The organism is Hymenobacter sediminis (assembly GCF_003231285.1).
Taxonomy (GTDB): Bacteria; Bacteroidota; Bacteroidia; order Cytophagales; family Hymenobacteraceae; genus Hymenobacter; species Hymenobacter sediminis.
In genome coordinates, this window is the sequence record NZ_QKNS01000007.1 from 238113 (window position 1) to 251287 (window position 13175).

Annotated in this window: 11 protein-coding genes; 9 read left to right on the forward strand and 2 right to left on the reverse strand. The window is 58.6% G+C overall.

Annotated features, from left to right (window positions below; genetic code table 11):
• Positions 1 to 112: 112 nt before the first annotated feature.
• From DNI29_RS18585 to dnaK, 8 genes are all read left to right on the forward strand, one after another.
• A complete protein-coding gene (locus tag DNI29_RS18585; RefSeq protein WP_110979630.1) occupies positions 113 to 2251 on the forward strand; it encodes a TonB-dependent receptor plug domain-containing protein in 2139 nt (712 codons plus the stop codon).
• A 49-nt stretch (positions 2252 to 2300) separates the two neighbouring features.
• Positions 2301 to 2948 carry an HmuY family protein gene (locus DNI29_RS18590; RefSeq protein ID WP_110979631.1) on the forward strand — a complete coding sequence of 216 codons (648 nt, stop codon included), beginning with the start codon at positions 2301 to 2303 and terminating at the stop codon, positions 2946 to 2948.
• A 91-nt stretch (positions 2949 to 3039) separates the two neighbouring features.
• Complete coding sequence (locus DNI29_RS18595; protein WP_110979632.1) at positions 3040 to 3879, forward strand: heme/hemin ABC transporter substrate-binding protein; 840 nt, start codon at positions 3040 to 3042, stop codon at positions 3877 to 3879.
• Positions 3880 to 3889: 10 nt separating this feature from the next.
• Positions 3890 to 5029 (forward strand): FecCD family ABC transporter permease, encoded by a 1140-nt coding sequence (locus DNI29_RS18600; RefSeq protein ID WP_110979633.1) that lies wholly within the window; start codon positions 3890 to 3892, stop codon positions 5027 to 5029.
• Positions 5030 to 5210: 181 nt separating this feature from the next.
• Entirely contained in the window at positions 5211 to 5996 is a 786-nt protein-coding gene (locus DNI29_RS18605; protein WP_110979634.1) for a heme ABC transporter ATP-binding protein, read from the forward strand.
• A 38-nt stretch (positions 5997 to 6034) separates the two neighbouring features.
• A complete protein-coding gene (locus tag DNI29_RS18610) occupies positions 6035 to 7072 on the forward strand; it encodes a hemin-degrading factor (RefSeq protein ID WP_110979635.1) in 1038 nt (345 codons plus the stop codon).
• A gap of 123 nt (positions 7073 to 7195) precedes the next feature.
• Positions 7196 to 7795, forward strand: a complete 600-nt coding sequence (locus DNI29_RS18615) for an immunity 53 family protein (protein WP_110979636.1) — start codon at positions 7196 to 7198, stop codon at positions 7793 to 7795.
• Between the two features lie 224 nt (positions 7796 to 8019).
• The gene (gene dnaK / locus DNI29_RS18620) at positions 8020 to 9960 is read left to right on the forward strand and encodes a molecular chaperone DnaK (RefSeq protein ID WP_110979637.1); all 1941 of its coding nucleotides are present in this window, start codon (positions 8020 to 8022) and stop codon (positions 9958 to 9960) included.
• 203 nt (positions 9961 to 10163) lie between these two features.
• Here the strand turns inward: dnaK and DNI29_RS18625 are convergent, their stop codons facing one another.
• Complete coding sequence (locus DNI29_RS18625) at positions 10164 to 10592, reverse strand: hypothetical protein (protein WP_110979638.1); 429 nt, start codon at positions 10590 to 10592, stop codon at positions 10164 to 10166.
• 182 nt (positions 10593 to 10774) lie between these two features.
• On the opposite strand from DNI29_RS18625, the gene DNI29_RS18630 reads away from it, so the two are divergent.
• Complete coding sequence (locus DNI29_RS18630) at positions 10775 to 11923, forward strand: FAD-dependent monooxygenase (protein WP_110979639.1); 1149 nt, start codon at positions 10775 to 10777, stop codon at positions 11921 to 11923.
• 38 nt (positions 11924 to 11961) lie between these two features.
• On the opposite strand, the gene DNI29_RS18635 is transcribed toward DNI29_RS18630, so the two are convergent.
• Positions 11962 to 13134, reverse strand: coding sequence for an endonuclease/exonuclease/phosphatase family protein (locus DNI29_RS18635; protein ID WP_202910525.1), 1173 nt, complete (start codon positions 13132 to 13134; stop codon positions 11962 to 11964).
• Positions 13135 to 13175: the final 41 nt, after the last annotated feature.

Here is a 13175-nt window from a genome sequence, read left to right on the forward strand (position 1 = left end):
TTGCACGTCACTTGACTCTCTATACGTTTGCCACTGTTTAGAACATTTCTAAACAATAGCAACCTACCTAATGCCCTTTGCATTACCGGATGGCTGCTGCTAACCCTGGCAAATGCACCGCTTCTCTTCCTCAGCTTTCTTGTTGGTTCTGGTGGTAAGCCCAGGGCTGGGAATAGCCCAGCAGCGGCCTGCCCCGGCTGATACCAGCACCCAGCACTTGCGGCTACGGGAGGTGGTAGTAACGGCCACCCGCACCGAAAAGGCCCTGACGGAAGTACCCATTCCGGTGACCGTGGTTAGCCGACAGCAAATTCAGGCGATGGGCGCTGTGCGCCTAACGGAGGTACTGGGGGAGCAAACCGGCCTTAACGTAGTGGCCGACCACGGCCGCGGTGTGCAGATGCAGGGCCTTAACCCGGAGTACACGCTGATTCTGGTAGATGGCGAACCGCTGATTGGGCGCACGGCGGGCACCCTGGAACTCTCGCGGGTGGCCGTGGGCAACATTGAGCGGGTAGAAGTGGTAAAGGGCCCGGCTTCGGCCTTATGGGGGTCTGAGGCGCTGGCGGGGGTAGTAAACATCATCACCCAGAAGCCCCAGCATGGTACCCGCGGCGAGGTGCGCTTGCGCTACGGTGCCAACCGCACTGCTGATGTGGGCGGCACCTTCAATTACCGGCACAACCAGCTAGGCCTGACCGTATTTGGTAACCGCTACAGCTCCGCCGGCTACACCTTGCAGCCCGCCAGCGGGCAGGCTACCGTGCCTCCCTTCACGAACTACACCGGCCAGAGTCGCCTTTCCTACCAGCTCGACGACAAAACCACCTTCAGCGTTTCGGGGCGCTACTTCATTGAAGACCAGGCCAGCAACTTGCCGATTACTACTGAAGGCGGACAAGTAGCCCAGGTTCGCTTGAAGGCCCGTCAGCAGGAATCCAGTCTGAACCCATCGGTTACGCGCTGCTTCTCCGATAAGCTTTTCGGTACGCTACGCTTCTACCACGCCGGCTACCGCACTAAGGAAGACTACACCTATACTGCCGACGGCACGCCCTACGACGCCAGCTATTTCCACCAGACCTTCACCCGTCCGGAAGCCCAACTCGACTGGCGCCTGCACCCTAAACACACGCTTACGGTAGGAACGGGCTACCTCTGGGAAACCGTGGAAGCCACTCGCTACGACCAACGCCAGCAGATGCGCTCGGCCTACTGCTATCTGCAGGATGACTGGAGCCCGCTGCCCGGCCTGAACCTGGTGGCCGGGGTGCGCTACGACGGCCACAGCCAGTACCAAGGGCAACTCAGCCCGAAGCTCTCGGGGCGCTACCAGCTTCGGCCGTGGCTGGCCGTGCGGGCCTCAGCGGGGCGCGGCTTCCGGGCTCCTGATTTCCGTCAGCTTTACCTCAACTTCTCTAACCCGGCCGTGGGCTACAGTGTGTTCGGCACCCATCAGGTGCGGGAAAAAGTAGCCCAGCTAGCGGCCCAGGGCCAACTGGCTCTGGACCCAGCCACGGGGCAACCACTTATCAATGCGCCCCTGCTGGAGCAGGCCAGCAGCCTCACGGCCGAAAGCTCCCGGGCCTATAACGCTGGTCTGCAACTCGACCCTACCCCGAAACTTCGCCTGACGGCCAACCTTTTCCACAACGACCTGCGCGACCTGATTGAAACCGCCGCCGTGGCCCAGAAAACCAATGGGCAGTCGGTGTACTCCTACCGCAACGTGAGCCGGGCCTACACGCAGGGGCTGGAAACCGATGCCCGCTACCTGCTAAGTGCCCACTTAACCCTGAGTGCCGGCTACCAATACCTGGTGGCGAAGGACCGTAACGTGGTGACCCAGCTGAAAAACGGCTCCATCTACCGTCGCGACCCGGAAACGCTGGAAACTACCCGGCTGAAAGTGGCTGACTACGGGGGCTTGTTTAACCGCTCCCGCCACATGGCCAACGTGAAGCTTTTCTACGACAACCAAGCCACGGGCTGGTCGGGGAGTGTGCGTGGGGTGTACCGGGGGCGCTATGGCTTTCAGGACCGCAACGGCAACCTGATTCTGGATACCGGCAACGAATATGTAGCGGGGTACTGGCTCTGGAATGTGTCGGCGGCCAAAACCTTCCGCCAGCGCTACACCCTGCAAGCCGGCCTTGATAACGTGCTGAACTACACTGACCCGGCCTACCTCAGCACCGTACCCGGCCGCCTGTACTACGCCAGCCTGACGGTGGCCCTGGGCCCGAGGTAGCCTTTCCTGCTTATCACTTCATCTCCTCATTCCTTCATCTTCTTTCCGTATGAACCAGCTGTTCTCCCGCTTCGCGTTGCTAACCCTGTCGGGCGCGGTCCTTACCCTCAGCGCCTGCTCCAACGATGACAACGACGATAACGAGGTAAAGCCCGCCGAGGCGCTGAAAACCGAAATGGCCAGCAACCTGGGTCCGACTCCGGCTTCCACTACCACCCCTCCCACCGGGCAGCCCGCCACGCCCCGCCACTACGCCTTCTACAACCTGGCTACCAAGAGCGAGGTGCCCTACACCGATTCGGCCACGACCAAGTGGGACATTGCCGTGCGCACTACTACCATCCTCGTGAATGGGGGCAGCAGCGGCCCCGGGCAGGGCGGCGCCATCGTGCAGGACGGGTTGTTTTCTGAAATAACCGCGGCACCCGCTACGGGCTACAACGTGGACTCGCGCACCGCCTACGCTATTCCTACGGGCTCGGGCAAGGGCTGGTACAACTATAACTCCACCACCCACGTCGTGTCGCCGATTGCGGGCAAGGTGATTTTGCTGCGCACGGCCACCGGCAAGTACGCCAAGCTGGAAATTGTGAGCTACTACAAGGATGCGCCGGCTTCCCCGACCGGAACCGAACCCCGGGGCTACTACACCTTTCGCTACGTGTACCAGCCCGACGGCAGCACCAACCTGAAATAAGTCCGGCGCGGGTGACCCGGACCACCGGGCCTGCGGGGCTAGCGGCTCGCCGGGTCGCCCGCTGTCGGCACAACTTTTCCTTTTGCTTCTTATGACAAACCTGTTTTCTTTCCTGCGGGCTGCATTGGTATTGGCTCTATTGCTGTCCGGCCGCGCTGCTTCGGCCGCACCTGCTTCTCCGCGCATTGTGTCGCTTAACGGCACCATCAGCGAAATTATTTGCGCCCTCGGCCGTCAGCCTCAACTGGTGGGCGTTGATGTGACCAGTACCTACCCCGAAGCCCTGACGAAGCTGCCCAAAGTGGGCCATAACCGCAATATTTCGGCCGAGGGTGTGCTGGCTCTGAACCCCACGCTGGTGGTGGGCACCACGGAATCATTGAAGCCGGAAGTGGCCGCCCAACTGAAAGCCGCCGGCATCACGGTGCAGCTATTCAAGCAAGACTACTCAGTGGCCGGTACCAAGCAGCTCATCAAAGAAGTGGCGGCCTCCTTCGGGGCAACGGCTCAGGTGCCCGCCGTAACGGCTAAGCTGGATGCTGATTTAGCGAAAGTGAAAAAGCCGGCCGCCGCGCCGAAAGTGCTCTTTATTTATGCCCGGGGCGCAGGCACGCTAATGGTAGCGGGCCAAGGCACTTCGGTGGAAAAAGTGATGCAGCTGGCCGGTGCCCGCAATGCCGCCACTGGCTTCTCCGACTTCAAGCCCCTGACCGCCGAAGCCCTGGTAGCAGCCAACCCCGACGTGCTCTTGCTTTTCGATAGTGGCTTGCAGAGCCTGGGCGGCAAAACCGGCTTGCTCCAGATTCCGGGGGTAGCCCAAACCACGGCGGGCCGCACAGGTCGGGTAGTGGAAATGGATGGGCAACTGCTCACGGGCTTCGGGCCGCGCCTGGGCCAGGCCACCACGGAGCTGGCCAGCAAGCTGAAGTAATGCCTTCCCGATGACAACTCTCACGCAAGCGCCACCTGCGCCTACCCTATCCGCTCCCCCCAAACCTGGCGTGTTTCGGCTAGCCGCCTCGAAGCGCCAGCGCCTGCTCGTGCCTGTACTGGTGGTGTTGCTGCTGGGTGCCGTGCTGGTAGGGGCCGGAGTAGGGGCCGTAGCTATTCCGGTGCCGGCTCTGCTGGGCATCATGCTGCATAAAGCAGGGCTGACCTTTGGGCTGGCATTTGAGCCGCAGCAGGAAGCCGTGCTTTGGGCCATTCGGCTGCCGCGGGTGTGCCTGGGGGTGCTGGTTGGTGCGGGTTTAGGCTTGGCCGGTGCCAGCATGCAAGGCCTGTTCCGCAACCCCCTGGCCGATGCAGGCTTGATTGGCATTTCGTCGGGTGCTTCATTGGCTGCGGTAGCTACCATTGTGCTGGAGGTAAAGCTGCTGGCCGTGTTTGCCGGTTTAGCAGCCATCCGGGAGGCTTTGGGGTTTTATCTGCTGCCGGTGGTAGCATTTGCCGGAGCCTGCGCCACCACGTTTCTGGTGTACCGCATTTCGCGGGAGGGCGGGCGCACGGTGGTAGCTTCTATGTTGCTGGTAGGCATTGCCATTAATGCGCTGGCCGGTGCTTTCACAGGGTTGCTTACCTACGTAGCCACCGACGAGCAACTGCGCAGTATTACGTTCTGGGGGCTTGGGAGCCTGGGCGGCGCCTCCTGGCCCACGGTGCTGCGGTTGCTGCCATTTCTGGTCCTACCCCTGTTGTGGCTGCCTACCCTCGGTAAACCACTGAATCTGCTGGCCCTGGGTGAGGACCAAGCTGCCCACCTGGGTCTGCCCGTGGCCCGGCTCAAGCATCAGCTAATCGGCTTATCAACGTTGGCAGTGGGTGCAAGTGTAGCCGTAGTGGGAGCCATTGGGTTTCTGGGGCTGATTGTCCCCCACCTGATTCGCCTGGTGGCTGGCCCCGATAACCGCCGGGTGTTGGTAGGCTCAGCGCTGGGCGGCGCCGTGGTACTGGTGCTGGCCGATACCCTAGCTCGCACCCTGGTGGCCCCGGCGGAGCTTCCTATCGGCATCCTGACAGCCTTGCTGGGTGCCCCAACTTTTCTCTGGATTTTATTGCGCCAGCGCCGCCAAGCAGCAAGGTAGCCGAACCCGTTGGGGCCCTACCCCCTGTTTCTGCTCAAACCTTCATCGGGTGTTCCGCTCCCTCAAAGCCTCCGGATTCTACTACGCTGTCAATTTCAGGCCGAAGCAAAGCAGGCGCTTGCAGTTGGCCCCTGTCTTCACTACCCCACTCGTCACTTCTAACCTGTTCCTGTCATTTCTCATGTTTGATGTCGAGAACGTAACCTATCAAACCGGTCGGAAAACCCTGCTGCAACAGGTTTCCTTTCGGGCCCGCCCCGGCGAGCTATTGGCCGTGGTGGGGGCCAATGGGGCGGGAAAATCTACGCTTCTGCGCCTGCTCAGCGGCGACCTGACGCCGACCCACGGCACGGTGCACTTCGATGGGCAACCTTTAGCGGAATGTCCTGCCCCGGCCCTGGCTAAGCGACGGGCCGTGCTCACCCAGCAGCATACACTGTCTTTGGCCTTTCCGGTGGCTGAGTTGGTCATGATGGGCCGCTACCCTCACTTTCAGGGCCAACCCTCCGCCCACGACCACTGGATTGTGGACGCCGCCCTGAGTACTGTAGGCCTCTCCGCGCTGGCAGCTCGCAGCTACCCCACGCTTTCGGGCGGTGAGCAGCAGCGGGCCCAGCTGGCGCGGGTACTGGCTCAGGTGTGGGAAGCGCAACAAGGCTTTCTGCTCCTCGATGAACCTTTGACCGGCCTGGACCTCCACCACCAGCACCACACCCTGGATATTGCCCGCGACTTAGTGCTACGCGGTTTCGGCGTCATTGCCGTGCTGCACGATCTGAATCTGGCAGCCCAGTACGCCGACCGTATTTTGTTGTTAGCCCAGGGCCAACCGGTAGCCTACGGGGCACCGGCCCAGGTGCTCACCTGCGAGAATATTCACCGCGGCTTTCAGATTGATGTGCAGCTTTTGCCGCACCCTCACCTCAGCTGCCCGCTCATTGTGCCCTGCCCCCGCCGGGCCGTGTAGCGCTTTTTCATCTTCTCATCCAACGCCATTCCTTTCTCATGGAAACGCTCACCTCCCCACTCTCGCTGGCCGAACGCTGGCTCACCTACCAGCAAGAAAACCCCAAAAGCCGCATCCGCGACGCGGCCCGCGCCCTAGGCGTCAGCGAAGCCGAGTTGCTGGCTACCCGCTGCACCGGTCAGGCCAACTCGCCCGTTACCTTTCTGAGCGGCGACTTCCGGGAACTGCTCAAGCAAGTGCCTGGCCTCGGCCGCGTGATGGCCCTCACCCGCAACGACAGCGCCGTTCACGAGCGTAAGGGGGAATACCAAAAAGTATCATTCAATGGCCAGATGGGCTTGGTGCTTGGCGAGGACATCGACCTGCGCCTGTTCATGAGCCACTGGCAGTTTGGCTTTGCCGTGGATGAGAATGGCCGCCGCAGCCTGCAGTTTTTCGCCGCCGATGGGGAGGCCGTGCACAAAATCTACTTGCTGGAAGAAAGCAACCAGGCAGCGTATGAGGCGCTGGTAGCGCAATACCGGGCCAGCCATCAGCCGGCTACGCTCATCACCCACCCTACCCCCTCGTCGGCCGTTGAAGCCGACGACGCCACCATTGATGCGGAAGGCTTCCGCGCGGCCTGGCGCGCCATGACGGATACTCATGAGTTCTTCGGCCTGCTGCGTCATTATGGGGTTACGCGCACCCAGGCTCTGCGCTTGGGACCACCAGAACTGCTGCGCCAACTGGATACTCAGGCCATCGAGCGGGCCCTGCGCTTGGCCTCGGAGCAGCAACTATCCGTCATGATTTTTGTGGCCAGCCGGGGGTGCATCCAGATCCATACGGGCCCCACGGAGCGCATTGTGCCCACCGGCCCCTGGCTCAACGTGCTCGACCCCGACTTTAACCTGCACCTGAAGGTAGGCGACATTGCCCAGGCCTGGGCTGTGCAAAAGCCCACCACCGATGGCATTGTGACCAGTGTAGAACTCTACGACGCGGCTGGCAACAACCTGCTACTCCTGTTTGGCAAGCGCAAGCCGGGTATTCCGGAGCTAAGCGCTTGGCGGGAGTTGGTGGCGGCGCTGTAAGGTCAGTCGATATATTATCAAGAAAGCCTCAACTGTCTCAGTTGGGGCTTTCGATTTTTCAGCTGTGCCATATTCTTACCTTGTTGCTCACTCACAACTACACCCAAACTGTATTTCTAGCTTATGGACCTTCTGCAACGCATTCAGCGCTGGTATACTATTAATTGCAACGGTGATTGGGAGCACTCTTATGGGATTTCTATAACAAACGTGGATAATCCGGGCTGGTGGGTGATGATAGATTTGCAGGAAACAAGTCTTGAAAAGGCTGTCCTGCCTATGCAAGGCACTCAACAACGCTCACCAACAAACTGGGTCTTTTGGCATGTGGAAAACTATAAGTTTATAGGGTCTGGAGGGCCAGAGAATCTTACCGAAATTTTAACCTACTTCTTAGAAGTCTTCCTACCAGCGAATATCGACCCGGAGTATTTGTTCGATATTCACTTGCCTGTACGTGGCTACGAGAATCGATTGTGGTTGAAGGCAGAAGCGAAAATGTTATCGGAATCGACGATGGAAATTGTATCCATTGCTGATGCAAGTCAAGCGCGTTTCTATGAATGGGGACTAGATAATGACTTGGATTTGTTCAACGAACTAGGTGATACAAGCTTAGAGCTTCAGACTTATCACACGCTGGCGGACAAGGTGGAACCTCTAGTATTTCAATCTGCAGACAACATGCTGCGTACTTTCTTGATAGCTCCCGTTCCAAGTTGAGTAGGCGTAGATTCTACTACCCTGCCCGGCTGTCAGCATATCCTACCCCTGGTTTTATCGTAGAAGTCAGACCGTCGCGAAATGATACCCCGAGATATTCCAAAATGACAATCTGTCACGAAATAAAGGCATTTTTCTGGCTGGTACGCGTCTTGTAATTCCCCCGGTGCGAGTGATTCGCAACCAGTATCTGACACCTCAACTCCTAATATACAACCATTCACATGGGCAAAATAATCGGTATTGACCTCGGCACCACCAACTCGTGCGTGGCCGTAATGGAAGGCAACGAGCCGGTGGTAATTCCGAATAGCGAAGGCCGCCGCACGACTCCCTCAATCGTGGCGTTCCTCGATAACGGTAAAGGCGAACGGAAAGTCGGTGACCCCGCCAAACGTCAGGCCATTACCAACCCCAAGAATACGCTCCAGTCGATTAAGCGCTTCATGGGCCGCGGCTTCGGCGAAGTGACCGAAGAAGCCAAGCACGTTTCCTACGAGCTGGTGCGCGGTTCTAACAGCACGGTAGCGGTACAAATCGGCGACCGTCAGTACACGCCCCAGGAAATTTCGGCCATGGTTCTGCAGAAAATGAAGCAGACCGCCGAAGACTACCTCGGCACGACGGTAACCGAAGCCGTTATTACGGTTCCGGCTTACTTCAACGACGCCCAGCGCCAGGCTACTAAAGAAGCCGGTGCCATTGCGGGCCTCGATGTGAAGCGCATCATCAACGAGCCTACTGCTGCTGCCCTGGCTTACGGCCTCGACAAAAAGCACAAAGACCAGAAGATTGCCGTGTACGACCTGGGTGGTGGTACCTTCGACATCTCGATTCTGGAGCTGGGTGATGGCGTGTTCGAAGTACTGAGCACCAATGGTGACACCCACCTCGGTGGCGACGACTTCGACCAAGTAATTATCAACTTCCTGGCTGAAACGTTCGCCAGTGAGAACGAAGGCCTCGACCTGCGCAAAGATGCTATGGCCCTCCAGCGCCTGAAAGAAGCCGCTGAGAAAGCCAAAGTAGAGCTGTCGTCTTCTACGGAAACGGAAATTAACCTGCCCTACGTAACGGCTACCGCTTCGGGCCCGAAACACTTGGTAGTAAAGCTGAGCCGCGCGAAATTCGAGCAGTTGGCTGATTCGCTGGTGCGCCGCTCGATGGAGCCTTGCAAAAAGGCTCTGCAAGACGCTGGCCTGAGCACTTCCGATATCGACGAAGTAATCCTGGTAGGTGGCTCGACCCGTATCCCCCGCATTCAGGAAGAGGTAGAGAAGTTCTTCGGCAAGAAGCCTTCGAAGGGCGTTAACCCTGACGAAGTAGTAGCCGTGGGCGCTGCCATCCAGGGTGGTGTACTGACCGGTGAAGTGAAGGATGTACTACTGCTCGACGTAACCCCGCTTTCGCTGGGTATCGAAACGATGGGTGGCGTGATGACCAAGCTCATCGAGTCGAACACGACCATTCCGACCAAGAAGTCCGAGACCTTCTCGACGGCTTCCGACAACCAGCCTTCGGTAGAGATTCACGTACTGCAGGGCGAGCGTCCGCTGGCTTCGCAGAACCGCACCATTGGCCGCTTCCACCTCGACTCGATTCCGCCAGCACCCCGTGGTGTTCCGCAAATCGAAGTAACCTTTGACATTGACGCCAACGGAATTCTGCACGTTTCGGCCAAAGACAAAGGCACCGGCAAGGAGCAGAAAATCCGCATCGAAGCCTCGTCGGGCCTCACCGACGCCGACATCGAGCGTATGCGCAACGAAGCCGCTGCTAACGCTGAAGCTGACAAGCAGGAGAAGGAGCGCATTGAGAAAGTTAACCAAGCTGACTCGATGATCTTCCAGACCGAGAAGCAGCTGAACGAGTACGGCGACAAGCTGAGCGCCGGCAACAAAACGGCCGTTGAAAATGCCCTTGCTGACCTGAAGAAGGCTCACGAGAGCAAAGACCTCGGCCAGATTGACACCGCCATGGCCGCTATCAACGCTGCTTGGCAGGCTGCTTCGCAGGAAATGTACGCCGCTACCCAAGGTGGCGCCGACGGCCAGCCTGGTGCTGACGGTGGCAACCCCTTCGGTGGTCAGCCCGGCGGCAACGGCCAGCAAGGCCAGCCCCACGACAACGTGACGGACGTTGACTACGAAGAAGTAGGCAAATAAATTACTGATCAGCGCTGATTGAATTGATTGCGCTGATTTCTAAAAAAGCCCGAAGCAAAACTGCTTCGGGCTTTTTTTATGTACTTAATGTTTCAGGCTACTCTCTGCTTAGGCGGCAAAAGCGGGTAGGGAAAGCGCCATCAAACAGACAAGCAGAGCTTGCCTTATTCCCCAACCTTGGGTTTGATTAAGGAAACTAGCTGCTAGGGTTGTTGAAGTAGCCAAGCCACAGCAGCGGCTTCCTCCTCAAACAGGCGGTACACCAAGCCCGACTCGCGTGCTTCGTTGATGATCAGGTTCATAGACAGGCGGGCGAAAACATCGTGAGAAAGCAAGATGGCCCCGTAGTACGGCTGATCAGACCAGGCTGGCTTGTTCAGCCAGTTTTCGGTAATCCAGGCGCGTTCCTGCTCGGTGTAGGCGGCCATTTCGCGCTGGTCGCCAAGCAGCTTGTGCCATCCGCGCTGCTGGAGCAATTCTTTGGCTTTGGTGAGAAAGGCTTGCAACTCCTCGAACCGGCGCTTGCCAGCCTTGTATTGTACCACCACGTACCCTCCCGGATGCTCCAACAGGCTTCCGGCAGAATTTTCGAAGTACAGCTTTACGGGTTGCGAGGAGGTAGAGGTGGGCATAACTCCTGAGAGAGGAAAGTGAGAGCAACTGCTTCGAACACGCCAATGCGAGAAGCTAGTTAGTCAATATTTGCACACGAAAATCGCCTAACAGAACCGTAGGTGCATTTTTTGTATAATATCTCCCAACAAACCCGAGCTTAGCGGCGAGTACTACAGCGGGCAACAACCCCACAGATAGCATGGCTGATTTTCTGATTATTGGGGCGGGCATTGGCGGGCTTACTACGGCGCATGCGCTTTTACAACAAGGTCACCGCGTACAGGTGTTTGAAGCGGCCCCAGAGCTGCGCGAGGTAGGCGCCGGCTTGGTGCTGGGCGCCAACGCCATGCGTGCCCTGCACCAACTGCAGCTAGATGCAGCCGTCCTACCCCTCGGCTCGCCCGTAACCCGCCTCGACCTCCGCGACCAGCAGGGTCGGTTGCTGCAAGCCGCCGACACTACTCCATTTACTACCCGCTTGGGCTTCCCCAACCTGGGTATTCATCGGGCGGCGCTTCAGCAGATTCTTCTCCAGAGTCTGCCGCCGGATACCTTGACACTTGGCTGCCCTTTTGAACACCTAGAAACCGATGCTGGGGGTGTAACTGCGCATTTTGCCGATGGCCGCACCATGCGGGCCGACGCACTAATTGCCGCCGATGGCATCCGCTCCGGGGTGCGCCGGCAGTTGCTACCAACTGCTACGCCACGCTACGCGGGCTACACCTGCTGGCGGGCTGTAGTAGACGCCAGCAGCCTGCAACTCCCGGTAGGCGAATCGTGCGAGACGTGGGGCGAGCGGGGCCGGCGGTTTGGCTACGTGCCTGTGGGCAATGGACAGGTGTATTGGTTTGCCTGCCTGAACAGCCCAGAGCCCCAAAACCCAAAGTTTCGGAATTATCGCACGATGGATTTACAGCGTGAGTTTGCCGGTTTCCATGCCCCTATACCTGAACTGCTGGCTCTCACCCGCGACGAGCAACTGCTCTGGAACGACATTCTGGACGTAAAACCCCTTTCCCATTTTGCCTTTGGCCGAAGTTTGCTCCTCGGTGATGCTGCGCACGCCACTACCCCCAATTTGGGCCAGGGTGCCGGTATGGCCGTGGAAGATGCTGCTGTGCTGGCCCAGTGCCTCTCCGAATCCACCGACGTGGCCCATGCCTTCCGCCGGTTTGAGCTGCGCCGCCGGTCGCGTACCACGCGCGTTGTTACCACTTCCTGGTATCTGGGGCAGGTAGGGCAACTGGAAAGCCCATTGCTTACGAAGCTGCGTAACACGGCTATGCGGCTCCTACCCCCCGCCGTAAGCCGAAGCCAAATGGCTTGGCTCTACGATGAGCTTTAACAAAAAAGGCCGAAACAATGCTGCTTCGGCCTTTTTGTTTAGGTAGTGAGTTCTTTCTTGCGCCCAGGGTTGGCTGCTTCTTCCTGCTCCTCTTCATCTTCTTCCTCGAAGCCTTCCTGGATTTTTTCTACCGCTTCCTTGTGGTCGTCGGCGTCGGCTTCTTCGGCGTTTTCTTCTTGCTCGTCCTTATCGTGGGGCTCGTAGCTCAGCTTGATATAGATGGGGAAATGGTCGGAGCCGACGTAGGGCAGGCGCTCCATATCATCGACCTTAAAGTGAGGCGAAACAAAAACGTGGTCCAGGGGCCAGCGCATCAGGGGGTAGTCGGCGTGGAAGGTGGGCAGCAGGCCACGCCCCACGCGCGGGTCAAGCAGGCCGCTGATGCGCCGGAACAACTCAGAAGTGTGCGACCAGGCTACATCGTTCATATCGCCAAACACAATAGTCGGCTCGTCTTTCTGATCAATGGTTTTGCCGACCAGCAATAGCTCGGCGTCACGCTTAGTACTGGTTTTAGCTTCGGCGGGTGCTGGGGGCTTGGGGTGGAGGCCATACACCCGCACCATGGTTTTGCCGTCGGGCAGCTCTACCAGCGTATGGATGGAGGGCACATCGTCATCCAGCAGATACTTCACTTCGCAGCCATGCAGGGGTAGGCGCGAGAAGAACAGCAAGCCGTAGGTATTGTCCAGAGGCTCGTGGCAGGTGTAGGGGTGCGTTTCCTCCAGGGGCTTAAGCTGCCCCAGCCACCACAAGTCGGTTTCCACCGCCATAATCAGGTCCGAATCGGCCTCCTGCAATACCTGCAAGGCTTTTTTGCCCTGCTTGTTGTACTGCAGTACGTTCATCATGGTTAGGCTCAGGTGCCGCCGGCCATCCTTGTGGGTACTATCACCAACCTGCTTTTTAACCAGGCGGGTGTAAGGCATAATCCGCAGCATCTGATAGACAATGGCAGCAGCCAAGGCCAGCAGAAGCCCAGGGCCCCAGTAGGTATTATCTACAGGTCGATGCCACCGCAACAGCAGCCCTACCAGCAGCATGAGCACAAGCACGCCCACAATCTGCAGGCGAGGAAAGTCAAAAATGCGGATCCACCAGGCTGTTTGGCGCAGCAGCGGCAACAGCGTGGCTACCAAGGAAAGGACTACCAATAGTAGCGTCAGGCCGTGCGCAAGTTGCAGCCAAAGTGGTACGTCGAGGTCAGGCACGGAAGGGGAGAGAGTAGGTGTGGGAGAAAGGGGTAGGAAAG

What these genes read in the sequence shown, in the direction of transcription:
- DNI29_RS18585 (WP_110979630.1), top strand. Translation starts at nt 113, where the DNA reads ATGCACCGCTTCTCTTCCTCAGCTTTCTTGTTGGTTCTGGTGGTAAGC.
- DNI29_RS18590 (WP_110979631.1), top strand. Translation starts at nt 2,301, where the DNA reads ATGAACCAGCTGTTCTCCCGCTTCGCGTTGCTAACCCTGTCGGGCGCG.
- DNI29_RS18595 (WP_110979632.1), top strand. Translation starts at nt 3,040, where the DNA reads ATGACAAACCTGTTTTCTTTCCTGCGGGCTGCATTGGTATTGGCTCTA.
- DNI29_RS18600 (WP_110979633.1), top strand. Translation starts at nt 3,890, where the DNA reads ATGACAACTCTCACGCAAGCGCCACCTGCGCCTACCCTATCCGCTCCC.
- DNI29_RS18605 (WP_110979634.1), top strand. Translation starts at nt 5,211, where the DNA reads ATGTTTGATGTCGAGAACGTAACCTATCAAACCGGTCGGAAAACCCTG.
- DNI29_RS18610 (WP_110979635.1), top strand. Translation starts at nt 6,035, where the DNA reads ATGGAAACGCTCACCTCCCCACTCTCGCTGGCCGAACGCTGGCTCACC.
- DNI29_RS18615 (WP_110979636.1), top strand. Translation starts at nt 7,196, where the DNA reads ATGGACCTTCTGCAACGCATTCAGCGCTGGTATACTATTAATTGCAAC.
- dnaK (WP_110979637.1), top strand. Translation starts at nt 8,020, where the DNA reads ATGGGCAAAATAATCGGTATTGACCTCGGCACCACCAACTCGTGCGTG.
- DNI29_RS18625 (WP_110979638.1), bottom strand. Translation starts at nt 10,592, where the DNA reads ATGCCCACCTCTACCTCCTCGCAACCCGTAAAGCTGTACTTCGAAAAT.
- DNI29_RS18630 (WP_110979639.1), top strand. Translation starts at nt 10,775, where the DNA reads ATGGCTGATTTTCTGATTATTGGGGCGGGCATTGGCGGGCTTACTACG.